Below are 25,457 nucleotides of genomic sequence, written 5' to 3'. Positions count from 1 at the left end.
CAGCCCATTGGCGGACGGCGGACGCAAGCCGCCAGAGGGAGAACGTCGGCATGAGGATCCTCGTCGATCTCACCAAATGCCAGGGTTACGCGCAGTGCGCCTTTCTCGCACCGGACGTCTTTACGATGCAGGGGGACGAGGCGCTAACCTACGACCCGCACCCTGACGGGGCGCAGCGCACGCGGATTCGCCGGGCCGCCGCTGCGTGTCCGGTCCAGGCCATCCGGCTCGAACAGCTGGATGGGCCGGATGGACCGGATGGACCGCTGCATCCGAACGACGCGCCGGCGGCGGCGGCCGCCGTCGAGGACAACGGGGGCACGTTCTTGAGGACCGGGCGGATCGTCATCGTTGGAGCATCGATGACCGGGCTGCGCGCGGCGGAGCGGCTGCGCGAGGAAGGGTTCACCGGCTCGCTGACTCTGGTCGGCGAGGAGCCGCACGAGCCCTACGACCGGCCGCCGCTGTCGAAACAGGTCCTGGCCGGGTCTGTGCCCCTGGACGACACCTCGCTGCCACGCCGCCGGGACATAGATGCCACGTGGCGCCTGGGCGTGGCGGCGACCGGTCTGGACCTGGCCGCGAAACAGCTCCACCTTGCCGACGGCAGCCGGATCGGGTTCGACAAGTTGTTGATCGCCACCGGCTTGCGTGCCCGCCCCTGGCCCAACGCTGCGGAGGCGGCCCTGACGGGCGTCCTCACCTTGCGCACCCGGGAGGACGCCGCAACACTACGGCGGCTTCTCGCGGAGCATCCCCGGCGGGTGTTGGTCATCGGCGCCGGATTCATCGGTTGCGAGGTCGCTTCCGTGTGCCGGGAACTCGGCCTGGCGGTCACCGTGGCAGAGGCTGGTCCGGCTCCGCTGGTCGCTGCCCTCGGCGGGGTGGTCGGCGCAGTCGCCGGGGAGCTGCAGATCGAAAATGGCGTGGATCTGCGCTGCAGCGTCCGGGTCGCGTGCCTTGAAGGCGATGACACGGGACAGCTGCGCCGGGCCGTCCTGTCCGACGGAACAACGCTTGAGGTGGACGTGGCGGTTGCCGCGCTGGGGGCCGTTCGTAATGTTGAATGGCTCGCAGATTCCGGCTTGGCATGCGGCGTGTGGGGCGTCGCGTGCGACGCCGGCTGCCGCGCATTCGACGCGAACGGCCTGGTCACCGACGACGTCTTCGTCGCCGGCGACATAGCGCGCGCCCCGCAGCCGATGTACGGCTATCAGTACCTCGCCGTCGAGCACTGGGGGAACGCCATCTCCCAGGCCGAGATCGCGGCACACAACATGGTCAGCCGCGAAACCGAACGGTGGCCACACCTGGAGGTGCCGAAATTCTGGTCAGTCCAGTTCGGCACCGAAATCAAGAGCGTGGGGGTGCCCTCAGTCGCCGATGAAGTTGCCATCGTCCAAGGATCAGTGGCCCTGCGGCGATTCCTGGCGGTCTATGGCTACAAGGGCCGCATCGTGGCGGCCGTCGCTTTCAACCAGAACAAGTGGCTCGACTTCTACGAACCGCTGATCGAACGGGCCGCCCCCTTTCCGCCGTCATTCCACCACGTCGACGAGTCGGCAGATGCCCGGCCCGTGCCGGCTGGGTTCAAGCCGGCAACCAGCCCCACCCAGGATGCAACCGTCGTCGTCACCGGACACGATCCCAACGAACGCCGCGCCAGATTGACCAACACCGCCGCCAGCGACACGCCGTCTCGGAGACCCGCAGAAACCATCCCACGAACCAAGGAGCCTTCACCATGAGCCAGGCCAGCTCCTGGGAGCAGATCCTCGACTACTCCAACCGGGCTAACCCCTACCCGTTCTACGCTGAGCTCCGCAGGACCCCGGTGACACGACTTCCGGACGGAACCTACCTTGTGAGTACCTACGCCGAGATCGCCAGGTTACTGCACGACCCGCGGGTCAGCTCCGACATCACCCGCAACCCGGCTGCCGCTGCTGCGGGCGCCACGGCGGACGGAGACGACGGGGGCGGCCCGGGCATGACTCCGACGTTCCTGAGCATGGATCCGCCCGACCATGACAAGTTTCGACGGATCGCAATGCGCCACTTCGGTCCGCCCACGACGCCCGGCCGGGTCGCGGCGTTGGAGCCGAGGATGACGGAAATCGTCACCGAACTGATTGATAACATGGCGGGCCGCACCAGGACAGACGTCGTCGATGACCTGGCCTATCCACTGCCCGTCACCGTGATCTGCGAACTTCTCGGCGTACCCCCAGGAGACGAACACCGCTTCCGGGTCTGGGTAGACGTCGCGCTGCAATCCACTGATCCCGGGCTCGATCCCGAGACACAGCAAAAGAAGAGAGTCGAAGCCGGCAAGGAACTGCGCTCCTTCATGGAAGATCTGGTCGAAGCCCACGGGCGAGCACCGGGCACGGACCTACTCTCAGCGATGGCCGCAGATGACGGCCCCGAGGGCCGGATGCCCGCCGAACAGCTGGTGAGCACAGGGCTTCTCCTACTCATCGCCGGACACGAAACCACCGTGAACCTCATCGCCAACGGCGCACTGACCCTGCTACGCCATCCCAACGAGCTGATGAGACTGCGCAACGACCCCGATCTGGCCATCCCGATGGTCGAGGAACTGCTGCGCTACGAGCCGCCCGTGCATTTCGTTCCCTTTCGCACAGCCCTCGACGATATCGACGTTGACGGTACGACCATCCCCGCAGGCGCCTCCTTCACGCTGCTGTTAGCCGCTGGCAACCGCGACCCCGCCCACGCCACCGACCCCGACCTCTTCATCCCGGAACGGCCCAACAATCAACACCTAGGCTTTGGCGGCGGCATCCACCTCTGCTTCGGCGCGCCCCTTGCCCGGCTCGAAGCCCAGATCGCCCTCACCGCGTTCGCTACCAGGCTGGAGAATCCGCGGCTGGTCTCCGATCCGCCCCCGTACCGGCCGAGCCCGTTCCTCCGCGGCCCCTCGCATCTCCTGATCGATATCGACGGCATCGCCGCTCGTCGGTAGACAACAGCGGACGGCGGGGCACGCCGTCGACGAGTAAGGCGGCGGGGGAAGCGGAGCTTGCCGGGCATCGGAGTTGGCTTGAGTTACCTGTTCGCAACACCACCTACACCTAACAACCGCGGCCACCCAACGGCAGGGGTGGCTGTTTGCGTCCGGCATCGTCAATCGATCCAATGCGGCAGCGCGCAGGGCCCGGGTATTGGCCTCCTGGTGCAGTGTCATGACGCGGCTCGGATGAGGTGGGAGGATGGGCGCATGGAACTGCATATCACGGGCGACCCCGCCGCCGACCAACTGCTCAGCGATGACGCGTTCGCCCTCCTGGTCGGCATGCTGCTTGACCAGCAGGTGACCATGGAGTCGGCCTTTGCCGGGCCCGAAAAGATCCGGACGCGCCTCGGGTCGGTGTCCCCTGCCGCAATCGCCGAACATGACCCGGCGGGCTTCGTTGAGCTCTTTAAGGAGCGTCCGGCCGTCCACCGCTTCCCTGGCTCCATGGCCGGCCGCGTCCAGGACCTTGCCGCGACCGTGCAGCGCGATTGGAACGGGGACGCAACTGCCATCTGGAACCAGGACGACCCCGACGGCGAGGAAGTGCTGCGCAGGTTGAAGGGTTTGCCCGGCTTCGGAGAGCAGAAGGCAAAGATCTTCCTCGCGCTACTCGGCAAGCAGCGCGGACTCCAGGCACAAGGCTGGCGTGAGGCTGCTGGCCCCTATGGCCAGGAGGACGCATTTCTTTCTGTCGCCGACATCGTGGACCCCGAGTCTCTGCAGAAAGTACGCGCCAACAAGCAGGCTGCCAAGGCCGCCATCAAAGCAGCGAAGGCATCCGAGCGCTGATAAGAATGGCATAAGCCCAAAGGGCTTCCGACCCAGGGTTGTCGCTGGTGGCCTTGAGGCTCATCGGTTCCACCCACGCACGGTGCGTTCCCGCCGCGTCGCGGTAAGCTGGATCGATCATGATCGGTGCCCTGCTCCGTCTTCTGGTCTGGTTCGTCGTCCTAGCGACCCTCCTCTCGGGCTGCACGCCCGCGATCAGATTCGATGAAGCCGCCACCGATCGGCCGATTCAGACGTCCTCGGCCCCGACAGCCGCAGGCCTGGACGTCCCGGCTCCTTACCGGACCCCGTCCCCCACCCCGACAACGGTTCCCACGCCGCCCCCGGTGCCCCAAGCATTCGCCCTCAACCTCTACCAGGAGGGTGACTTCGTGCCGCAGTACACCTTTGACTGGTGTGTGGCGGCGAGCACCCAGATCATGCACAACCTCATGGACGACACGGGGGCCGGCACGTGGGCGGATCGCGTTCAGCAGGGCCAGCTGTGGGAAATGGCCCGGGCTCGGTCGTTCAACTCCTTCAACGGCGCCAACCCTTTGGGTTGGGCGCAGGTGCTGACCGAGGTCGGGATGGGGCCGTACGCCGTCGTCAGCATCGCCGACTACGAGGAAGCGCTGCAGACCGCGGCGCGCGCCATCGCCCGCACAGACCGGCCGGTCGGGCTGGTCATGTGGCGTGGTCGCCACGTATGGGTGATGAGCGGCTTCGAGTCACTCGGCGATCCCGAACAGTTCCCGGAGTTCTCGGTCACCGGCATCCGCGTCCAGGATCCGCTTTATCCGTACGGCAGCAAGCAGTGGGGACCGTCCCCCGCGCCCAACGCCCTGCTCACGCCCCAGCAGTTTGCGACGCAGTTCGTCGTCCGCGAGCCGCGACGCTGGAGCAGCGATCTTCCGACCGGCTACATGCTGGTACTGCCGCTCGCCGAGGCCTGATCAGGTTCCAAGGACGTAGCGGCGATCTAGAAATGCGAAGAGCGCCGGACGTAGATGGTCGCGGACAAACAACCAGGGAGGTCACCGTGACGGTCACTTTCAACCACACCATCGTGTACGCAACGGACAAGCGCCGTTCGGCGGAGTTCCTGGCCGACATGCTCGGACTGCCGAAACCCCAAGCCATGTGGTCTTTCATGACGGTGCCCCTCGACCACGGAGTGGCCCTCGACTTCGCCACGGCGGACAGGCCCATCTCCCCGCAGCACTACGCCTTCCTGGTCAGCGAGGAGGACTTCGACGGAATCTTCGCCAGGATCCGGGCCCAGGGAATCCCCTACTGGGCGGACCCAGGACGGTCCCGCCCGCAGCAGATCAACCACAACGACGGCGGACGTGGCGTCTACTTCGCGGATCCTGACGGGCATTTCCTGGAGGCGATCACGCGTCCGTACGGATCGGGTGCTGCATGAAGTCTTGGTTGCGGCCGGTTCGCCCAGTTGCACTCCGGTCCCTGCCACCAGCGGCGCAGTCCCGCACTACCGTGCGGTGATGACCGTGACAGCGGGTTCGAAGCCAACCCGTCCAGTGAAGTCGCCGATCACGTGAGGGAACCAACGCACAGGGAGGCAACCCCATGATGACCGCCGGGGCTGGGCGTCCGACATACTAGTTCTATGCAGGCGACGACGGTGTTGGTCGAGGGCGAGAGTGACCGGCTGGCGGTCGAGACGCTGGCCTTTCGCCTTGGCCATGACCTGACAGCCTTGCGGGTGTCAGTCGTACCGATGGGAGGCGCGACCAGCATCGTCCACTTCCTTGACCGCTACGGCCCGAAAGGCGCAGGCCACCGATTGTTGGGCCTGTGTGATGCCGGGGAATCTCGTGGCATCGCCCGCGCGCTCGGCCGGGCAGGTATCGGTTCCGGTTCGCTGACCGAGCTTGGGTTCCACGTCTGTCACGCAGATCTAGAAGACGAACTCATCCGCTGCCTTGGGATCGATGCCGTGCTCAAGGTCATCGCGGCACAAGGCGAGCTCGCGTCGTTCCAGCTCCTCCAACGCCAGCCGTCACTGCGAGAGCGGCCAGTAACGGCGCAGTTGCGCCGGTTCTTTGGAGGACGCAGTGGTAACATGGTCCGATATGCGCCACTGCTGGTCGACGCATTGCCGGCCGGACACGCGCCTCCGCCGCTCGCCCGCCTCGTCGCATCATTCTCGTCGTGATCCGGCCCGCTCAGTCCCGCGGCTGCAACGCGTGATGACCCCACGACGCTCCTGAAGCGTTATGGCTAGCCCGCTGAAACATCGATTAGCACCTTGCCGACGATGCTCTCTTCCACCGCCGAGTGGGCCGCAGCTGTGTCTACCAGGTCAAAGCGATGCAGCGGCAGGCCTGCGGCCTCTCCCACCGGAAGGGCGCCGTCGGCAATGGCTTCATTGATGTCCTCGGCGGCGGCATGCACCGCCGCCATGCCAACGGTGTAGAGCAGCACGAACTGGTAGCCGACGTTGAGGCTGAAATGCCTGCGCACGTCCAGGCTCAGCTGATCGCCGCCGTTGTTGGCGTAGACCGCGACGGAGCCGCGGTTGCGGATCACTGCCAGGTCGAGTTCCGCGTTCTGCGCGGGTGCCACCTCCACGATCTGGTCGACGCCCTCGGGAGCGATCCGGCGGATCTCCGCGGCCGCGTGGGTTTCCCGGTAATTGACGACGTGATCGGCGCCGGCGGCCGTCACCAGCGCAGCCTTCGCGGGTCCGCTCACGGTCGTGATCACAACGGCACCGGCCCACTTGGCGAGCTGGATCGCCGCATGGCCCACTGCGCCGGCCCCTCCAGCGACGAGAACTACTTTGCCGTCCAGGCTTCCTGGGTGCAGCCGCCGCGGGCCGTCCTCGGCGATGGTCAGTGCCCTGTGGGCGGTGATCGCGGGAACGCCCAGGCTTGCGCCGAGGTCGAACCCGGCGTTCTCCGGCAGCGGAAAGACCCGCTCGGCCGGCAGGACGGCGAACTCCTGCGCTGTCCCGCCATCGGCGCGCTGGTAGGCGGCCAGGGCCAGCCAAACCCTGTCACCGACGTGGAGATGCTCGACGCCGGGTCCGACGGCGTCCACCACTCCGGCGCCGTCTTGGTTCGGCACGACCTCCGCGAATGGCAAAGGCTCACCCGGATTGGCGCCGCGGCGCGACTTCCAGTCGGTGGGGTTCACCGCGGAGACCATGATCCGCACGCGCACCTCCCCGCGCCCCGGGTCGCGGATCTCGCGGTCGATGAGCTCGAGGACGGACGGATCGCCGGTGGCACGGTACACGATTGCTTTCATACACAGACCTAACGCCGGCCCGGACCGAAAATTCCCGCGGAGTTCACGATTCCCTCGATTGGTCTTGGACTGCCGCATGGAGCCAGCGAACTGGACGGGCAGGACGAACACGACCGTGGTGCCGCGCTGGATGGCTATGCCTTCACCCTTGGCACAGCAGCTTCGTTCTCGCTCTGTTGCCGGACCGGAGTCAGCCCGGCCGGTTGTGGAAGCCCGTGCGCGTTCTACTTTTGAACCTCAGCACGATGTGGGTCTGGAGCCTCTGCGTGAGCGACCGTGGGTACTGTTGTCACGGATCCCACGTTCGGGAGTGCGTGGCGGGTGGACTGGTCGATTTCCTCCTGGATAGTGGCCAGTTTCCCTAAGTCCGTGATCTTTGTCAGTGGGATGGAGACCTCGACGTGAAGCCGGTGGCCGGACCAGCGCAGCCGGGACGTTGCACCTTCAGGAGCATGGTCGCGGACGACGGCTGTGAGGCGGTCGGTGAGGGCGGGGTCGACGCCGTCCATGAGCCGGCGCCCGATGTCGCGGACGGTTCCCCAGAGCAGCACGGCGATCGCTGCAGAGATGAGTAGGCCCACGATCGGGTCTGCAAGGGGGAATCCGAGCCATATGCCAATGACGCCGGCGACGACGGCAAGCGAGGTGAACCCATCGGTGCGGGCATGGATGCCATCTGCGATGAGGGCGGCGGAGCCGATCCGTCGCCCCACGCGGATGCGGTATATGGCGACGAGTTCGTTGCCGGCGAAGCCCACGAGTCCGGCTGCGAGCACCCAGCCCAGGTTTTGGACGGGCTGGGGCTCGAAGAAGCGGCGGATGGATTCGACGGCGGCCACGACGGCTGAGAGCGCGATCATGGCCACGATGAACAGCCCTGCCAGGTCTTCGGCGCGGCCAAACCCGTAGGTGTAGGTGCGGGTCGCGCGGCGGCGTCCGAGCAGGAAGGCGATCCAGAGTGGCACTGCGGTCAGGGCGTCGGAAAAATTGTGGACGGTGTCTGCCAGCAACGCCACGGAGCCGCTGATGAGGACGATGGCGAGCTGGAACAGTGACGTGGCGCCCAGCCCGAGCAGTGACACCTTTACGGCGCGAATGCCTTGGGAGCTGGTCTCCATGGCGGAGTCGATCGAGTCGGCGGAGTCATGGGAGTGCGGCACGAACAGCTCCTGCAGCCACGCTTTGAACCCGGTCGCGTGGACGTGCTCGTGGGGGCCGTGGTCGCGACCGTGCCTGCCATGCTCGGGACTATGGTGATGCTCCTGTTGGTTATCCTGGTCCGGGTTGTGCTTACCGTGTTCGTGGAGATGCGTGTGGCCGTCGCTGCCGATGTGCGGAATCTGCCGGCTCATGCCCCGGCCTCCTGCGAACCGCTGTGCGGGGCGGCGCTATGGTGGGGGGCTGTTCCCAAGGCGTGTTCGGCCTGGTGGATGGCGTCGGCGACGAGCTGCCAGGCGTGCCCGTCCTGCAGACGGTAGTAAACCCTGGTGCCTTCCTGACGGGTGGCGACCATGCGCGCCAAACGCATCTTGGCCAGATGCTGGGAAACCGCTGCGGCGGATTTCCCGGCCTTCTCGGCGAGGGCGTTGACGGGCAGTTCCCCGTGGCGCAGGGCCAGGATGAGCCTGACGCGGGTCGCGTCGGCCAGCATGGCAAAGACCTCGACGGCGAGTTCGACGTACTGACTGTCGGGCGTCAGCATGCAAGCCCTATTATCTGCATTCATACGCAGATAATTGCACATAAGGCCTTGGCACTCAAAAACGCTCTTGACCGAATATACCCCCAGGGGGTATGTTCGGGGTGTTGTCAGTGAAGTGGTATGTCCAGGCCGGTGCCCCCGCATCGCCGTCACAGCCGTTCAACCCCAGCACCCATAACTTCTTCTCAAGGAATGGAACTGACATGTGCGGAACAGAATCGCGCAAAGAGCTTGCCTTGGTCTCCTCTCGGCTACCACCTGATCCCCAGCTGGTCCGATCCCCCCGTCCTGCGCACGGGTCTGCATCCTCTGAGGGAGAAACCATGGAAGACCCCACTCACCACAGCCACAACCACCATGCCAGCCCGGCACACGAAGCAGACCCCGGCTCGGCCCCGATGGCGTCCCCCACCACTGCAGTGGCGGCCGCACCCCCGCACCACAAGCATGCGGGCGACGGCGGCCAGGATGACAACATGGTGCACGGCCACGGCCAGCACGCCGGGCACAGCACGGCGATGTTCAAGGACCGGTTCTGGCTGACTCTCGTCCTGTCGGTTCCGGTGGTGTACTTCAGCCCGATGTTCGGGCACCTGCTCGGCTACATGCCACCGGATTTTCCGGGAGCGGCCTGGATCCCGCCCCTTCTGGGAACGGTGATCTTCCTCTACGGAGGACAGCCATTCCTGAAGGGTGGCCTAAGCGAACTCAAAAACCGGCAACCGGGGATGATGCTGCTGATCTCCATGGCCATCACGGTCGCCTTCGTTGCCTCCTGGATTACCAGCCTCGGCATCGGAGGCTTCGAGCTGGACTTCTGGTGGGAACTGTCCCTGCTGGTGGCCATCATGCTGCTGGGCCACTGGATCGAGATGCGCGCCCTCGGGTCTGCCCAGGGTGCCCTCGACGCTTTGGCCGCGCTGCTGCCCGATGAGGCAGAACGCATCACCGACACAGGCACCGAGACCGTCAGCGTCGCCGACCTTCGGGCCGGGGACACCGTCCTGGTCCGTTCCGGGGCCCGGATGCCCGCAGACGGTACGGTCATCGAAGGCCAGGCCGAGTTCGACGAATCCATGATCACCGGCGAGTCCAAGACCGTGCTCCGCTCGGTCAGTGACCCGGTGGTCGCCGGCACCGTGGCCACCGACAACACCGTGCGGGTCCGGGTCACCGCCGTCGGGGATGACACGGCGCTGGCGGGCATCCAGCGGCTGGTCGCCGAAGCGCAGGCGTCCTCTTCCCGGGCGCAGGCGTTGGCCGATCGGGCGGCGGCGTTCCTGTTCTACTTCGCCACAGGAGCTGGTGTCATCACCTTCATCGCATGGACACTGCTGGGCAATCTTCCCGAAGCCGTGACTCGTACTGTCACGGTATTGGTGATCGCCTGCCCACACGCCCTGGGCCTGGCCATCCCGCTGGTCATCGCCATCTCCACCGAGCAGGCCGCCCGCGCCGGGGTCCTGATCAAGAACCGGATGGCGCTGGAGCGCATGCGCACCATCGACGTCGTCCTGTTCGACAAGACCGGCACCCTGACCAAGGGCGAACCGGAACTCAAAGACGTCGCCGCAGCGGACGGTGTCAGCAAAGATGAGCTGCTGGCCCTCGCCGCCGCCATCGAGTCCGACAGTGAACATCCGGTAGCCCGCGCCATCGTCCGGGCAGCCAGCCACCGGGGCCTGGGCATTCCCCGGGCCACCGGCTTCACCTCCATGACCGGCCGGGGCGTCCGCGCAACCATCGATGGACGAACCATCAAGGTCGGCGGTCCGGCTCTCCTGAAAGAACTCGGCGTCGCCGAACCCGAATCGTTGGCAGCCAGCACCCGGGCCTGGATGGTCCGCGGCGCGGCCGTGCTGCACATCGTGGAAGGAAACCGGATCCTCGGCGCCGTCAGCTTGGAAGACGCAATCCGCGACGAATCACGGCAGGCCGTCACGGCCCTGCAGAACCGCGGCATCAAGGTCGCCATGATCACGGGCGACGCCGAACAGGTCGCCCAGGCGGTCGCAAAAGAACTGAACATCGACGAGGTCTTCGCCGAAGTCCTGCCCGCGGACAAGGACAAAAAAGTCGCCGAACTCCAAGGACGCGGCTTCAAAGTCGCCATGGTCGGGGACGGTGTGAACGACTCCCCGGCACTGGCCAGGGCAGAAGTCGGCATCGCGATCGGCGCCGGCACCGACGTGGCGATGGAATCAGCCGGCGTAGTCCTGGCCGGCAACGATCCCCGCGCGGTCCTGTCCATGGTGGAGTTGTCGCGGGCTAGCTACCGCAAGATGTGGCAGAACCTCGTGTGGGCCACCGGCTACAACATCATTTCCGTCCCCCTGGCCGCCGGGGTCCTGGCCTTCGCCGGCGTCGTGCTCTCCCCCGCCGCCGGCGCGGTCCTGATGTCCGCCTCCACCATCGTCGTAGCCCTGAACGCCCAGCTACTGCGACGGGTGAAACTCAACCCGTCCGAGGTTCGTTGACCAACGGGACCAAACGGCCAGGGAAACACGGCAGCGCCCCCGGCCGGTAGCCTAAAAAGATCAGCCCAAGCGGAAGGAGGAAGGCCCGTGCCCGCATCAGACCGGAACGCCGCGACGTCGTTCCTCGAGCGCGCAGGCCTGCTGGCCGGCATCCTGACCGTCCTCGCCGGAATTTTGGGAATGCACGTCATGACGGGCAGCCACAGCATGCACTCCGCCGCCGCCATCACCGCTGCGGCCGGAGCCGCAACGGTCCACACAGGAACCGCGGCGGCCGATGGCCATCCGGTACACGGCACCGCCGACACTGCCTCATCCCGCCGGACGGGAGTGGAGATCGCCGCCAGCTCCTCTGTGCAGGAGTGCTCATGCTCTGACGGCTGCACGAGCATGCAGACGATGACGGTGACGTGCACCCCATTGGCGAAAACCGGGTCGCTGTCCGTGCCGCTGCCCGGCGCGGGCATTTTTGGCAGCATCTCCAACGCAAGGGCACCGGGCGCGGTCCCCCTTGCCTATTCCTATCTTCCCGGCAGTCCTTCACCTGGTCAGCTGTCCATCAGCAGAACGTAAAACAGGACCCATCGCCCAGGGAACGAACAGTTCCAGCGCGCACGTCTCCCTTATTGTCGCCCACCCTTTTTCGGGCCGCCAGACCGCATTCGCTGATGCACACCGCCCGGCGGCGCCATGCGCCGACTGATGATTTGAAGGACCTGATTTCCATGAACAAGAAACTTCTGCCCCTTTCCGCAACTGCCATCGCCACTGCCCTGGCCCTGGGCGGCTGCTCGACCGGATCCGGATCATCCGGCACGTCCATGCCGATGGACCACGGCAGCTCCTCCACCAGTGCACCCTCCAGCACTGCTCCGGCTTCGGCCGCGGAACACAACGCAGCTGACGTCACGTTCGCCCAGACGATGGTCCCGCACCACGCCCAGGCCGTTCAAATGAGCGAGACGGTGCTCAAGAAGCAGGACATTCCCGCCGACGTGACGGCTCTGGCGACCAAGATCAAGGCCTCGCAGGGCCCTGAAATCGACATGATGACCGGCTGGCTGACGAGCTGGAACGAACCCACCATGATGCCCTCCGGCCACAGCATGACCGGCATGATGGGCGACGAAGATATGACGAGGCTCGACGCCGCCCAAGGCACGGAAGCGGCCCGGCTCTTCCTGCAGCAGATGATCGTGCACCACGAAGGCGCGATCATGATGGCCAAAACCGAGACCACCGCCGGTAAGAACGCCGACGCGGTCAAACTCAGCAAGGACATCGTGGGCGCGCAGGAAGCCGAAATCCAGGAAATGCAGAAACTGCTGGCCTCCCTCTGACCGGAACTCTCTCTCCGGCCCTGACCCCGCCGCTCCTGCGGCGGGGCCAGGGCACCCCCGAAACCACCGGAAGGTTGGGCAGTCTGCGGCTGAAAGTGACATCACCCCTCCCAGGCACAACCCCCTGGAAGCTCAGCACTCAGTGTAAAGTGGGGCATCGGTCATCTTATGCCGTGAGACACACGCGCCGGTGCGGTGCAAGCCGTCTGGCTACGCTTCATGCCATCCAACCCTTGAATATTGTCCTTCCGGTTGAGCCCCTAATGAATGATCTGAGTGGGCCGAGCTGTTCTTGCTGGATCTGCGGAGAATCAGGAGTCCGAAGATGAGTGGGATGACGTCGCCGCCAACCATCAGGATCCATCGCCAGGGGCCACTGCTGGAGTTTGGGTACAAAATTTCCGCACCTTCCGGATTTGTTGTGCGCCTGGTAGCGGGGTTCGTTTGGCACGTCCGCTGATCGCAACGAAGCTGTTCATCCCAAAAGCGCGACGCCACGTCATGACGCGCCCGCGGCTCTTGGATCGCCTGCGTCGGGGAACTGAGTCGCGATTGACGCTAGTGTCTGCTCCGGCCGGGTTTGGCAAGACAACACTCCTTGCCCAGTGGCTGGGCGGAACGGACGATGACGACCGTCGTATTGCGTGGGTTTCGCTCGACGCTGCCGACAGCGACCCAGCGTCTTTTTGGACCTATGTTGTGTCCGCGCTGCAAACAGCGGTGCCGGGTGTCGGACCGTCTGCCCTGGAGCTCATTGCTCCTTCGGACGTTTCGACCGAGTCCGTGCTCACCTTGGTGCTGAACGATCTGGCCATGGCACCGGCTGATGTCTGGTTGGTGCTCGATGACTACCACCTCGTTGACAGTCACGAGGTCACCAACGGGATGGTCTTCCTGCTTGACCACCTTCCGTCCCACGTCCACGTGATGATCAGCACGCGCGCGGACCCCGAACTGCCGTTGTCCCGTTGGCGGGTGCGCGGCGAGCTCGTCGAGATTCGTGCAACGGAGCTGCGTTTTACGTCCGAGGAGGTTACCGCATACCTCAATGAGGTAGCAGGACTGGATCTTTCCGCCGTAGACGTCGAGGCGTTGGAGCAGCGTACGGAGGGGTGGGTAGCAGCGCTGCAGCTGGCAGCGCTCTCGCTCAAGGGCCGCGAGGACGTCGCCGGTTTTATAGCCGGGTTCGCCGGAAATGACCGGTACATTGTCGACTACCTGGTCGAGGAGGTGCTTGAGCATCAACCCGAGCCGGTTCGCAGCTTCCTGTTGCTCACAGCCGTTCTCGACCGTTTCAACGGGCCCCTCTGTGATGCGGTGACGGGCCGCGGTGACGGGACAGCGATGCTCACGTCACTGGAGCGCGCCAACCTTTTCATCGTCCCGTTGGATGACCGTCGCGAGTGGTACCGCTACCACCACCTCTTCGCGGATGTGCTGCGGGCGCGTCTGCTCAACGAACAGCCTGATTTGGTGCCGTTGCTGCACCAGCGCGCCAGCGCATGGTATGAGCGCAAGGACCTGCTGGAGGAAGCGGTCACGCATGCCTTGGAAGCCCAAGACTTTAACCGCGCGGCCCGCCTGGTGGAGTTGGCCGTGCCGATAATCCGGCGCAACCGGCAGGAGTCAATTTTGTTTGGCTGGCTGAAGGCATTGCCCGCCGACGCCGTCCGGTGCAGCCCAGTGCTTAGCGTCTTCTATGGGTTCATGCTCATGGTCTCCGGCGACCTCCACGGGGTGGAGCCGCGCTTTGAGGATGCGGAACGTGCAATGGCTGCGGTCCCGTCCGGGGCAGCTCCGCCTTGGGCAGTTACTGAGGAGCTCCGGACGCTGCCGGCGACCATCGCCGTCTACCGTGCCTCCCTTGCCCAGGCGCGGGGCGATGCGGCAGGCACGTCCGAGCACGCACGGCATGCCCTCGCCCTTGCCGGCCCTGGCGACCATCTTGCGCGCGGCGCTGCTGCGGGCTTTCTAGGGCTCGCCGCTTGGGCGAACGGGGAGCTGTCGTCTGCACTGCATACGTTCACACAGGCCGTGGCCAGCCTGCACGCATCCGGCAACCTCATTGACGCGCTCAGCAGCACCGTCGTGCTCGGTGACATGTGGCTTGTGGCGGGCCGACCCGGCAAGGCGCGGCGGCTCTACCGGGATGCGTTGCAGCTGGCCGAGGCTCAGGGTGAGCCCGTCGCCCGGGCGACCGCCGAGCTGCATGTAGGGCTGGGCGAGATTGACCGGGAGGCCGGAGACTTCGCTGCCGCGACGCGGCACCTCACGACCGCTGGTGAGTATTTCGAACGGGCGCCTATGACCGAGAGCCGTTACCGGTGGTTCGTAGCGAGGGCGCTGATTGCCCGTGCCGAGGGAAGCTTGGACCAGGCCACCGACCTGCTCGACCAGGCTGAGCAGATCTACCTGCCAGGATTCTTTCCGGAGGTTCAGCCGATTGGAGCCATGAAAGCCCGGATCTGGATCGCCCAAGGCAAGACGTCGGAAGCCGCCGAGTGGGCGCAGGCACGAGGGGTGTCAGTAACAGATGAAGTCAGCTACCTGAGAGAGTTCGACCACCTCACGCTCGTGCGGCTGCTCTTAGCGCAGCACCGGGAACATCCCGGCGGCGGCGCGCGCGAGCAAGCCGATCGCCTGTTGGGACGGCTGCTCGAGTCCGCAGAGACAAGCGGACGCGCAGGGAGCATGGTGGAGATCCGCATGCTGCAGGCTCTGGCCCAAGCCGTCCAAGGACACCGGGCGCAAGCCCGCGGAATGCTTGGGCGGGCCTTCGCGGAGGCGCCCGAACCTGCCGCGTATGCCGGGCTCTTCATAGCCGAAGGGGCGCCGATGATGGAGCTGCTGCGTGACGCCGCCGACCACGGAACTGCCGATTACCACCCCCGGCGGCTGCTCAACCTGGCTGTGCCGCCCAAAGTGCAAGCCCCCCTTGAGGGGGACCAGCTGACCTCGTCGGCTGACGAGAAGTTGAGCGGGCGCGAGCTGCAAGTGCTCCGGCTCCTCGACAGCGAGCTGAGCGGGCCGGAGATCGCCCAGACGCTGTTCATCTCCCCCAACACGCTCCGGACCCATACCAGGCACATCTTCACGAAGCTCGCCGTCACCACCCGCCGGGCTGCGGTCCGGCAAGCGCGCGACCGGGGCATCACGTAAGGGGGACGACCAAAAATCTCACCCTGTCAGTCACATCATGGGGTGATGCCTGCTCACCCAGCCCGTCCCTAGGTTTGAATCATTCCGCGACGCCCGGACGCGGAAACCCAAACCCAGGAGTCGAAGATGACCATCACCACCACCAACCTCACCAAGGCGGCCGGCCTGTCCGCCATCGCCGCAGGCCTGCTGTTCATCGGCGTCCAAATCAACCACCCCCAACTGGATACGGAGTTCGCCACCACCACCGAGTACGTGGTCCGCCAGGGCCTGAAGGTTCTCATGGCCGGGTTGTCGCTGGCCGGCATCACCGGGATGTATCTCCGCCAGGTGAAGCAGGCCGGAGGGCTGGGCCTGATCGGGTACCTCGTGTTCGGCGCAGGTTACATCATCATGACCAGCGTTGAAGTGATCGGGGCCGTTGTCTTCTCGACTCTGGCCCACACCGCACCCGGATACGTCAACGACGTCTTTGCCGTGTTCACGGGCGGGCACGCCAGCGGTGACATCGGCCTGATGCAAGTCCTTAACCTCGCGTCCGCGGCCACATTCCTGGGCGGCGGACTCCTGTTCGGGATCGGGCTCTTCCGCGCCAAGGTCCTCGCCCGCTGGGCCGCCGTGCTGCTCGCCGCCGGCTCCGTGGCGACTTTGGCCATCCCCTTGCTTCCGCAGGTGAATGAAAGGCTGTTCGCCATACCCACCGGTGTCGCGATGGTGGGCCTGGGATACTCGTTGTGGCGGGACCAGCGCGCCGAGGCTGTTCGATCCCTGCCCCGGAACACAAGTTTTCCGCTCAACCCGGCCGGTGCCAAGTGACCCACTTCGTCAGCGTGATCCCCTGTGCGGTCCTGGGCGCCTTCCAGTTCTCACCCCGGTTCCGGCGCCGCTGGCCGGCCTGGCACCGTGCGGCTGAACACGTCCTCGTGGTCCTGGGAGTCGCCGTTGCGTTCTCCGCGCTGTGGCCCTGATGACTCGATCCCACGTACCCCACGGCTACCGACTTCGGGTCGACGGCCACCTCCCGGACCACTGGTCAGCCTGGTTCGGCTGCCTCACCCTGGCCCGCGAAAACGACGGCACGACAAGCCTCAGCGGTCCCGTCACCGACCAAGCTGCCCTGCACGGGCTGCTTACAAAGATCCGTGACCTCGGCATCCTCCTGATTTCCGTGGAGCCCATCGACGCAACGGACCAAATCGGCAGCGACTTCAGTGACGGCATTGCCTGGGAGGGCGAAACCATTAACCAACCCCGGTGCGACAGAGATCATGAAGCGCCGCCGTAAGGGAATTGAGCGGTCGGCAAATGATGCGGAGCGTCAGAACCGGGGATTTCTGACCTCCAGCACCTCCTGCAGGTCCCCTTTTCCGTGGCCCAGCTGAGCCGTTCCACCCACGCCGGTAGCTTCCAGTTGTCGCTGGCAACCGCACCGGCTCATGACGAATGTCGAAGCACCCGTTATTTCCTGCATTACCCGAACAGACAAGAGCCTCAGATGTCCTCAAAAATTCAGGTCTTTCGACCTGCCGTACTGATAAAGATTTTCGCCTTCGCGGGATTTCTCTCAGCCGCCATATTGGTGGTGAACGCAGCCAAGCGGGCTGGAATCATCCCGACGTCGCCCTTCACCCAGCTGGCCGCACCGGTTGCCCAACTCGCCGCTATTGGACTGGTGGTTGGTCTCTATTGGCTGACTTCGCGCAGAACCGGGGCGCTGGCCGCCTCAGGTGCCCTACTCACCGTAACTTCGCTGGCCGGCCTCGTCGGGGTCGAATTTGTTCTCAACCTGGTCTTTCCGTACGTTGACCCGGGTGTAACCGCGGCGTTGCGCGCGGGCCCGCTCGGTATCGCCCTGACAGCGGTATCAGTGCTGTTCCTGCTCGGCACCGTGGTGTTCATGTTGGCGCTGTGGCGCACCCTAGGTGTGCCGAAGGGCGCGGTCCTCCTTTACACTGCGAGTGCCATTCCCATCGCCTTGCGTACTATCTTTCCGGAGACCGTGCTGCAGTTGGGTCTGATCGGCCTGGCCGCGGCTATCATCTGGCTGGCCACCTGGATGCTCCGGAACATGCCTCACGAAAACGCCGACCGGACCGCGGCCCGGAGCCCGGCAACAGGCGTGATTTTGGGCTAGTTCACGCACGTACCCGGAAAAGCGCGGCTCCCACGGTTCGGGAAGCGGTCCGAAGCACGGCGGCGGTCGCACTGAATCATCCGGAAGTGCCGGGCTGGTGCGGGCGGCTCCTGATGAGGAACGGTTCGAACGAAGCTACCTGCGACTGGTCGGAAGCGGACCACCGCGACCAATACCTGGTCACGTCCCTTCCCTCCTGAGGCTTGGCCACGACAAATGGAGGGCTACTCCTAGAAGGCCAGACCAACCCCTCCAACCGCGGCGCAAAATCTGGTCCGACACCCGAACTGCGGACAATGTACACACCCCTTTTGGACCCTTCTCAAAGCCTGGTATCCAACCACCAAACGCCAATTCGAAATCACGGTCTCCTGACACCTGACGGTCCTCCTTGACAATGTTTATGAGTATACTCAAACCTGAGTAGACTCAGTTTCACCCGCCGCACGTCATAGAGGAGCAGCACGCCATGAGGGCATTCGTCGTCACCAAGTACAAGGAGCCGCTGCGCGCAGCAGACGTCCCTGAGCCGACCGTCGGCGACCGGGATGTGCTGGTCCAGGTCCACGCAGCCGGCCTCAACCAATTGGACGAGAAGATCCGTCTGGGTGAGTTCAAGCAGATCCTCCCGTACAAGCTCGAACTGATCCTCGGCAACGACGTCGCAGGCACTGTCATCCGCGTCGGGGCAAAGGTGCGCGGATTCAAGCCCGGTGACGAGGTCTACGCGCGCCCCGACAAAGACCGCATCGGCACGTTCGCCGAGCGCATCGCCATCACCGAGGCCGATCTGGCACTGAAACCGGCATCGATCAGCATGGAGGAGGCCGGCTCGCTACCGTTGGTTGCGCTTACGGCGTGGCAGGCCCTCGTTGAGCAAGGCAACGTGCGGCCGGGGCAGAAAGTTCTTATTCACGCCGGGGCCGGCGGGGTAGGGTCGATCGCGATCCAACTCGCCAGGCACCTCGGCGCCACCGTCGCGACCACCGCAAGTGCCTCAAATGCCGACTTCGTGCGCGACCTCGGCGCGGACAGGGTGATCGACTACCGTACGCAGGACTTCGAGCAGCTCCTCACCGGATACGACCTGGTGCTCGACAGCCTTGGCGGGGAGAACCTCGTGAAGTCACTGCGCATCCTGAAGCCCGGCGGGAAGGCGATCGGAATCGCCGGTCCGCCGGACCCGGCGTTCGCGCGCAAAGCAGGCCTGAACCCTGTGCTGCGCCTGGCCATCGCGGGGCTCAGCAGCAGGATCCGGCGGCAGGCGAAGAAGCTCGGGGTGAGCTACGAGTTCCTCTTCATGCGTGCCAGCGGCGACCAGTTACGCCAGATCACCGCCCTGGTTGACGACGGCGTGCTGCGCCCGGTCGTGGGGCAGGTCTTCGACTTCGCCCAGACCCCACAGGCGCTCGAGTCGCTGGCCAAGGGCGGCCTCCGCGGCAAGGCCGTCGTCACCCTTCCCTCCTGATTCGCCGGCAGACGTTCACCTCACAGACCACTCAGGAGGATTACCAGCATGAACAGCTTCGACACCCCGAACGGCTCTGCCGTCACCTCGTACGCGAAGGCGGCAACACGCACCATCACCGCCGGTGGCGTCACCTACGCCTACCGCGAGCTGGGGCCCAAGACCGGCGTCCCCGTCGTATTCTTCGTGCACCTCGCCGCGACCCTGGACAACTGAGACCCCCGCATCATCGAGCCCATCGCGAAGAACCGCCACGTCATCACCTTCGACCAGCGCGGTGTCGGCGCGTCCACCGGGCAGGTTCCAGACAGCATCGAGGCAATGGCCGATGACGCCTACACCTTCATCAAGGCCCTCGGGTTCGACCAGATCGACGTCTTCTCCTTCTCAATGGGCGGCATGATCGCCCAGGACCTGGTCCTCAAGCATCCCCACCTGGTCCGCAAGGTCGTGCTGGCCGGCACCGGGCCGCGCGGCGGCAAGGACATGGACAAGGTCGTCGGCACCACCTACCGGGACGTCCTCCGCGCGACCCTGACGCGCGCGGACCCGAAGGAGTTCCTGTTTTTTAACCTCAACGCGGCCGGCAAACACGCCGCAAAGGCGTTCATCAAGCGCCTTCAGGAGCGCACGGTCGACCGCGACATGCCCATCAGCATTAGGGCATTCCAGACGCAACTGAAGGCGATCCGGAGGTTCGGCCGCTCTGCGCCGTCGGACCTGTCGCAGCTCACCCACCCCGCCCTCATTGCCAACGGAGACAACGACCGCATGGTGCCTTCGATCCTCTCCGGGGACCTGCACCGGCGCATCAAGGGATCCGAGCTGATCATCTACCCCGATTCGGGGCACGGCGGGATCTTCCAGTTCCACGAAAGGTTCTCCCCCGTCGCAGTCGAATTCCTCGCCAACTGACCAGCACCTATGCGACACGACCCAGCTCCAATAGGGCAGAAAGGCGCTGTGGCTCTGCCCCCCCGTGAATACGGGCGGGCAGAGCCACAGGTGTGGGACGGCGTCGCGCTGGCCAGCTCCAGTAGGCACTCCGAACGCGTCAGCCGAGGAGTAGGCACTTCGAAAGCGTTAGCCGGGTGAGGAAAATATTTGCGCCCTGCAGCCGTGCTCGATCTGCTTGACCCGCCAGTTCCTTCGGCTCTTATAGGGGCATCGTGGGCCGCGGCGTTCTTTGACGGGGGTGGTGCCACCGCGCTCACTTTTGGTGAACGCGGTGGCGCCGGTTGTTCGCTTATGCGTGCGTGTCCACCAACTGCGGGTAGACCGCTTCGAGGGGTGCGCTGAGTCCAGCCTTGAGCTGGACAGACGTGTCATCGGCGAGGACCTCGTACTCCCCTGCCTCCATGGCCTCGAATACGGTGCGCACCAGCACGGCCGGGTCGAGCTTCGGGTCGGTGGCGTGCGCGGCCATCGCGGTATCGACGTATGCGACGTGGACGCCGACGACGTGCACACCAGCGGGAGAGAGTTCGAGGCGGAGGGAGTTTGTCGCGGACCAGAGGGCGGCCTTGGTGGCGCTGTAGATGCCGGCGACGGCGTACCAGCTCAGGGCCGAGTGGATGTCGATGATCGTCGCTTCGTCCTTAGCTGACAGAACCGGAGCGAATGCGCGGGCGACGAAGAGCGGACCGAGGAAGTTCGTCTCGACGTTGCTGCGGATTTCCTCGTCCGTGTGGGTGAGGATCCCGGGGCTGGCGACCGACGCGCCGGCGTTGTTAATCAGCACGGTCACATCCGGTGCCGCCTCGACCGCTGCCTGGATGGAGGCCGAGTCGGTAATGTCCAAGGCGAGTGGAACGATGCGCTCGTCATTCCAAGTGCGGGGTGTGCGGGCTGAGGCATAAACCTTTGCAGCTCCCCTGGCGAGGGCTTCGTGCACGAACTGTGTGCCGATTCCGCCGTTGGCTCCGGTGATGAGGACGACAGCTCCGTTGAGTGAGGGCATTGGTGTTTCTTCTTTCCGGTGGGTATGGGTGAGGTCGGTCGCGTGGGGCTCGCGGCAGCGGATCAGGCTTGTGCCAGGGCCGGGTAGTCGGTGTACCCGGCCGCGCCGCCGCCGTAAAGGGTGGCCGGGTCCAGTTCGTTCAGCGGCGCGCCAGTACGCAGGCGCTCAACAATGTCGGGGTTCGCCAGGGCAAAGCGGCCCAGCGGCGCGATGTCCGCGAGTCCGGCGTCGATGTCGTCGGCAATCTGCTCGCGGTCGCGCCCGTACCGGACGACGAGGATGGCAGCAGGCCACGTGTCGCGGAAGGACCGAAGCAGTTCGTCGTCACCGAGGTGGTGTACGTGCAGGTACGCAAGCTTCAGGGTGGCGAGTTCGCCGACCAGGTGGCGGTACTGTGTCCGGACGTCCGCGGGGTCCCCTTCGTTGATTCCGCCAAGCGGGAACGCCGGTGAAATTCGGATGCCGGTCCGGTCTGCCCCGATCTCCTCGGCGACCGCGCGGGCGACCGCGACGACGAACCGGGACCGGTTCTCCACCGATCCGCCGTATTCGTCCGTGCGGTGGTTCGAGTTCGGCGAGAGGAACTGGTGGAGCAGGTACCCGTTCGCGCTGTGGATCTCCACGCCGTCCGCTCCCGCTGCGATAGCGGAGGCTGCGGCGTGGCGGAACCCGGCGATGGTGGCCTGGATGTCTTCGGCGCTCAGCTCACGCGGCATCGGGGTCTTCTGCGGCCCCGTTGGAGTGAACATGTCCTGCTCGGCCGAGATCGCCGACGGGCCAACGGGCTGACGGTGGTGCGGGGTGTTATCCGGGTGCGACATCCGGCCGACGTGCATCAGTTGGATGAACAGGGCACCGCCGCCTGCATGCACCGTGTCGGCGATCTTTCGCCATCCCTCGATGTGTTGGGGAGTGAAGATGCCTGGGGTGTTCAGATAGCCTTGGCCGTCCTCGGACGGCTGTGTGCCCTCGGTGATGATCAACCCGAGCGAGGCACGCTGGCCGTAGTACTCCGCGGCCAGTTCCCCGGGGGTACCGTCAGGGTTCGCGCGGCTCCGGGTGAGCGGCGCCAGCGCGAGCCGGTGCGGCAGCTCCACGTTGCCGAGGATAAATGGTTGCCAAAGAGAGGAAGTCATGCGTGCGATCCTTTGCGTCGTTGGTATAGGGCCACCACAGTGCCGGGCGAAACACTGGGGTTCGGCCCTTGCGTGGGAGAATGAACGAAGAAACATTCGAACTCACACAGTAGTGACTACACTCATAACTGACTGCAGTCAGAATCTATTCCGGAGGATCAACCACCATGTCTCTCGCCTCCCAGCCGGTCGGACGGCGCGAGCGGAATAAGCAGCAGAAGCTGGACCGCATCACGGCCGCGGCCAGCGAACTGTTGGCCGAACACGGCATCGAGGACGTCACGACCCAGCAGATCGCCGACAAGGCGGACATCGGCACCGGGACCCTGTTCCTTTACGCGAAGACCAAAGGCGAACTCCTTCTCCTCGTGCAGAACGCCCACTACGCCGAAGCGCTTCAGCAAGGTCGGGCTGATGCTGAAACCACCCCGGATGTCCTCGACGCGGTGCTGGCCATCGTCCGGCGCATCGTGGAATGCAACCGCGTCCAGGTCGACAACGGACGCACGTACCTGCGGGAAATGGTCTTCGGTGATCCCGCGGAGCCCCGTCACGCTGAAGCTCTGTCCATCGTCGCGCAGACCGAGGAGGCCATCGCTGCCGTCCTTGGCCGGCAGCCGCTGGTCGGTGCGGATAATGCCGCAACGACGGCCCGCATCGTCAGCGCCATCATGTTCCTCAGCATGGCGGCGAGCGTGAACGCCGGATTAAGCATCGACGAGATTGTTCGGGACATCCGGACCCAGGTCGGCGTGCTGCTGTCTCGCTGACGCCTCCGGCAAGACCTTCGACGGAATTCGGCCGCCTGATGCAGGCCTCTTCTGAATTCTTCCGTTTCGTCATCCACGAACTCGCAACAGGGCTGGCAGAGTTCGGCATGCCAGTGCCGGCTGGATCGTGGGGACCTCATCTTTGGCCGAGTTCCAGCCACAAACAATGTCGTGCGGCGGCCCGGAAGTCCCACTCAAGACTGTTCAGTCGAGCTGCATCAACGCCGTACTTACCCTTCCGTGGCAGCCAAGCACAGGACAGCCTCACCGTCCCCCTCCCCCAACCGGGCCGCGTGCGTCGGCCGCAGCATCAGGCGCCTCCGGGGCGGACAGAAGGTCCATTATCGGCGTTTGTGAAAGCCCGGAAATGCGGGTTGAAGCGCCCATCCGCGTCCGTCTCGGCGCAGGAAGATGGCAGTGGTCACGTCGCGTCTGTAGACGTTCCCCAGCCCGCCCCACGAAACGTCCCAGGGTCCTCATGCCAGGGACAACACAAATGAGAGCACGAAACCGGCCGCGGTGCTCAAGGCCACTGCCGGCCCCCCATGTTCGAACGCCTCCGGCATGAGAGTGTCAGCCAGCGCGGCGATCACCGCTCCGGCCGCGAAGGCCAGCGGCAACGAGATCGTTTCTGGGCTGCTGCCGGAGAGCGGGCCGGCACCGATCACCACGGCGATGACCAGCACTAGCGAGCACAGACCCCAGAGCCTGAGGATGGCGGACGTGGACATGCCTTGGCTGCGCATCGAGGCTGACCCGACAAGGGCCTCGGGCAGGTTGGAGACAAAGATCGCGGCCAGCAGCGCCAATCCGCCGGTACCCTCGCCCAGCGAGACACCGAGCGCGAGGTTCTCCGGCACTCCATCAAGTGTGGCGGCGGCCAGCAGCGCCAGACCCGCCGCGCCCCGCGTGGAGGCCGCCGACGGCGCCCGCCCGGTGGCGGCGGCATCGGTGTCGAGCTTGGGACTGCCCCGGTACTCATCCGCGGGAATCGGGCGCGAACCCGCTTGGGCCCAGCGGTCGAGCAGCGCGCTCAAGACCGTGAACACCACGGCACCGGTGAACAAGCCGGTCGCTGCGAGCCAAATCCCGCCGCGCTCGTAGGCATCCTGGAATAGCTCGAAGGTCAGGGCGGTGATTAGGGCACCCGCCGCGAAGGACAGAATCATAGCAAGAACGCGCTTAGGCAACTCGAAACGCACACCCACGAAGGCCCCCAGCAGCAAGGCACTGGAAGTCACGACACCGAAGAGCACCGCCATCCCCACATCGACATTATGGACGGCAGCCGGAAGCGAAGACAACAGCAAGGCAAGTTGCGGATACCAGATGTTCTTTCGTGCGAGCTTTCGGCGGCTGCCAGCCGAGAACTCAGTACCTCATCCTCAGCGGTCAATCCGCCTGTAGGTATCGCCATACGACACCTCATATTCCGAAACCACTACGTCACGGGCGGTTTTCTCGTGGATCGGCTCGGAATGGGCGACGACGCCGTCAAAGTCCCAGATGATGTTCGCTGCAGACGTTCGGGGCGACAACGCTCAACCAGGTTTGACACGTTTTGGCTCGAGTACATCGACTGCTCCTTCCATTCCTATCCCCGAGATGCGGAGCAAGAGAGGGCCACTGTGACCTGGCCCGCCAGCAGCGTCAGTCGCTCAATCTTGTTGCATAGGCAGTGGAGGGCGGAGATGGCAAATCCGTGCGTTAGGTGATTTCAGCGCATGCTGGTGCCGGCTGAGCGGTTACTACTTGGGTATTCGGATCGTGCTCTAGGGACGGCCTTCCGGCCACGATCACTGTAGCCCGCTCCCATGGCTGGTCTTTAAGTAGGAAGGGAATCTCTTGTTCTTCCCACTCCCTGTGCAGGTCTTCTTCTTCCTGGCCATCTCGTGCCAGGAGGCGACGTCGGGCTTCAAGGTTGTCGCACTGCACCCAGATCGAAGCGTCGATTAGGTCGGAGAGCGCTTGGCGTGATGATCCGCTCCCTTCCACCCACACCACGGAACGCCCGGCGGGTAGAGCCATGGCACCTGGACGTTCTCGGGCCACCCAACCCGGCGGACGGTAATGGACTGCCTCGCCTCGGAGCAGGGGTTCAAGGACACCGTCACGGAGTTCATCGGCCCAGTCAAAAAACGACAGATGCCACGCTACATCGTCCGTGTGAATAACATCTGAGTCCGGCACTCGAGCCAGTAGACGATCGACCAGGGTGGTCTTG

The 25,457-nt window shown here is 65.0% G+C and carries 22 protein-coding genes and 1 pseudogene; 17 read left to right on the top strand and 6 right to left on the bottom strand.

The genetic code is table 11. From position 1 onward, the window contains the following. The first annotated feature begins 50 nt into the window (after positions 1-50). The 6 genes from OM977_RS08475 to OM977_RS08450 all read left to right on the top strand — a co-directional run bounded on the left by OM977_RS08475 (position 51) and on the right by OM977_RS08450 (position 5,990). Complete coding sequence (locus OM977_RS08475; protein ID WP_264357042.1) at positions 51-1,748, top strand: FAD-dependent oxidoreductase; 1,698 nt, start codon at positions 51-53, stop codon at positions 1,746-1,748. Beyond that, positions 1,745-2,989, top strand: coding sequence for a cytochrome P450 (locus OM977_RS08470; RefSeq protein WP_264357041.1), 1,245 nt, complete (start codon positions 1,745-1,747; stop codon positions 2,987-2,989). Before OM977_RS08475 ends, OM977_RS08470 begins: the two co-directional genes overlap by 4 nt. 255 nt (positions 2,990-3,244) lie before the next feature. Beyond that, entirely contained in the window at positions 3,245-3,829 is a 585-nt protein-coding gene (locus OM977_RS08465; RefSeq protein WP_264357040.1) for an HhH-GPD-type base excision DNA repair protein, read from the top strand. A gap of 119 nt (positions 3,830-3,948) precedes the next feature. Continuing rightward, positions 3,949-4,764: a hypothetical protein gene (locus OM977_RS08460; protein ID WP_264357039.1), complete on the top strand. Its 816-nt coding sequence runs from the start codon at positions 3,949-3,951 to the stop codon at positions 4,762-4,764. An 86-nt stretch (positions 4,765-4,850) separates the two neighbouring features. Further along, positions 4,851-5,237, top strand: a complete 387-nt coding sequence (locus OM977_RS08455; RefSeq protein ID WP_264357038.1) for a VOC family protein — start codon at positions 4,851-4,853, stop codon at positions 5,235-5,237. A gap of 204 nt (positions 5,238-5,441) precedes the next feature. Continuing rightward, positions 5,442-5,990 carry a TOPRIM nucleotidyl transferase/hydrolase domain-containing protein gene (locus OM977_RS08450; RefSeq protein ID WP_264357037.1) on the top strand — a complete coding sequence of 183 codons (549 nt, stop codon included), beginning with the start codon at positions 5,442-5,444 and terminating at the stop codon, positions 5,988-5,990. Between the two features lie 65 nt (positions 5,991-6,055). Here the strand turns inward: OM977_RS08450 and OM977_RS08445 are convergent, their stop codons facing one another. The 3 genes from OM977_RS08445 to OM977_RS08435 form a co-directional block, all read right to left on the bottom strand. After that, positions 6,056-7,087, bottom strand: coding sequence for an NADPH:quinone reductase (locus OM977_RS08445; RefSeq protein WP_264357036.1), 1,032 nt, complete (start codon positions 7,085-7,087; stop codon positions 6,056-6,058). 224 nt (positions 7,088-7,311) lie between these two features. After that, on the bottom strand, positions 7,312-8,439 hold the full coding sequence (locus OM977_RS08440; protein ID WP_264357035.1) for a cation diffusion facilitator family transporter: 1,128 nt from the start codon (positions 8,437-8,439) through the stop codon (positions 7,312-7,314). Continuing rightward, on the bottom strand, positions 8,436-8,813 hold the full coding sequence (locus OM977_RS08435; RefSeq protein ID WP_264357034.1) for an ArsR/SmtB family transcription factor: 378 nt from the start codon (positions 8,811-8,813) through the stop codon (positions 8,436-8,438). The genes OM977_RS08440 and OM977_RS08435 overlap by 4 nt, the downstream gene beginning before the upstream one ends. Positions 8,814-9,112: 299 nt before the next feature. Here OM977_RS08435 and OM977_RS08430 point away from each other — a divergent pair, with 299 nt between their 5' ends. The 10 genes and pseudogenes from OM977_RS08430 (at position 9,113) to OM977_RS08385 (ending at position 20,282) form a co-directional block, all read left to right on the top strand. After that, on the top strand, positions 9,113-11,266 hold the full coding sequence (locus OM977_RS08430; protein WP_264357033.1) for a copper-translocating P-type ATPase: 2,154 nt from the start codon (positions 9,113-9,115) through the stop codon (positions 11,264-11,266). 87 nt (positions 11,267-11,353) lie between these two features. Then, positions 11,354-11,839, top strand: coding sequence for a hypothetical protein (locus OM977_RS08425; protein WP_264357032.1), 486 nt, complete (start codon positions 11,354-11,356; stop codon positions 11,837-11,839). 152 nt (positions 11,840-11,991) lie between these two features. After that, positions 11,992-12,606 (top strand): DUF305 domain-containing protein, encoded by a 615-nt coding sequence (locus tag OM977_RS08420; protein ID WP_264357031.1) that lies wholly within the window; start codon positions 11,992-11,994, stop codon positions 12,604-12,606. Positions 12,607-13,167: 561 nt separating this feature from the next. Beyond that, positions 13,168-15,765, top strand: a complete 2,598-nt coding sequence (locus OM977_RS08415) for a LuxR C-terminal-related transcriptional regulator (RefSeq protein WP_264357030.1) — start codon at positions 13,168-13,170, stop codon at positions 15,763-15,765. Between the two features lie 126 nt (positions 15,766-15,891). Further along, positions 15,892-16,581 carry a hypothetical protein gene (locus OM977_RS08410; RefSeq protein WP_264357029.1) on the top strand — a complete coding sequence of 230 codons (690 nt, stop codon included), beginning with the start codon at positions 15,892-15,894 and terminating at the stop codon, positions 16,579-16,581. Next, positions 16,578-16,733: a DUF2306 domain-containing protein gene (locus OM977_RS08405; RefSeq protein ID WP_264357028.1), complete on the top strand. Its 156-nt coding sequence runs from the start codon at positions 16,578-16,580 to the stop codon at positions 16,731-16,733. The genes OM977_RS08410 and OM977_RS08405 overlap by 4 nt, the downstream gene beginning before the upstream one ends. Next, positions 16,733-17,050 carry a hypothetical protein gene (locus tag OM977_RS08400; RefSeq protein WP_264357027.1) on the top strand — a complete coding sequence of 106 codons (318 nt, stop codon included), beginning with the start codon at positions 16,733-16,735 and terminating at the stop codon, positions 17,048-17,050. The genes OM977_RS08405 and OM977_RS08400 overlap by 1 nt, the downstream gene beginning before the upstream one ends. Positions 17,051-17,134: 84 nt before the next feature. Next, positions 17,135-17,899: a hypothetical protein gene (locus tag OM977_RS08395; RefSeq protein WP_264357026.1), complete on the top strand. Its 765-nt coding sequence runs from the start codon at positions 17,135-17,137 to the stop codon at positions 17,897-17,899. 469 nt (positions 17,900-18,368) lie between these two features. After that, positions 18,369-19,367: an NADP-dependent oxidoreductase gene (locus OM977_RS08390; protein ID WP_264357025.1), complete on the top strand. Its 999-nt coding sequence runs from the start codon at positions 18,369-18,371 to the stop codon at positions 19,365-19,367. Between the two features lie 48 nt (positions 19,368-19,415). Next, a pseudogene (locus OM977_RS08385) lies at positions 19,416-20,282 on the top strand (alpha/beta fold hydrolase). A 331-nt stretch (positions 20,283-20,613) separates the two neighbouring features. On the opposite strand, the gene OM977_RS08380 reads toward OM977_RS08385, so the two are convergent. Both OM977_RS08380 and OM977_RS08375 read right to left on the bottom strand, forming a co-directional pair. Then, positions 20,614-21,327: an SDR family oxidoreductase gene (locus tag OM977_RS08380; RefSeq protein WP_264357024.1), complete on the bottom strand. Its 714-nt coding sequence runs from the start codon at positions 21,325-21,327 to the stop codon at positions 20,614-20,616. Between the two features lie 62 nt (positions 21,328-21,389). Further along, positions 21,390-22,463 (bottom strand): alkene reductase, encoded by a 1,074-nt coding sequence (locus OM977_RS08375; protein WP_264357023.1) that lies wholly within the window; start codon positions 22,461-22,463, stop codon positions 21,390-21,392. Between the two features lie 167 nt (positions 22,464-22,630). Between OM977_RS08375 and OM977_RS08370 the strand changes: the two genes are divergently transcribed. Then, positions 22,631-23,233, top strand: coding sequence for a TetR/AcrR family transcriptional regulator (locus tag OM977_RS08370; RefSeq protein ID WP_264357022.1), 603 nt, complete (start codon positions 22,631-22,633; stop codon positions 23,231-23,233). 476 nt (positions 23,234-23,709) lie between these two features. On the opposite strand, the gene OM977_RS08365 is transcribed toward OM977_RS08370, so the two are convergent. Continuing rightward, the gene (locus tag OM977_RS08365; protein ID WP_442960726.1) at positions 23,710-24,495 is read right to left on the bottom strand and encodes a ZIP family metal transporter; all 786 of its coding nucleotides are present in this window, start codon (positions 24,493-24,495) and stop codon (positions 23,710-23,712) included. Positions 24,496-25,457 lie beyond the last annotated feature (962 nt).

Origin of the sequence: Pseudarthrobacter sp. MM222 (genome assembly GCF_947090775.1) — a bacterium.
Taxonomy (GTDB): domain Bacteria; phylum Actinomycetota; class Actinomycetes; order Actinomycetales; family Micrococcaceae; genus Arthrobacter.
The sequence above is the reverse complement of the archived record's forward strand: the minus strand, read 5'-3'. Positions and strand labels throughout refer to the sequence as shown.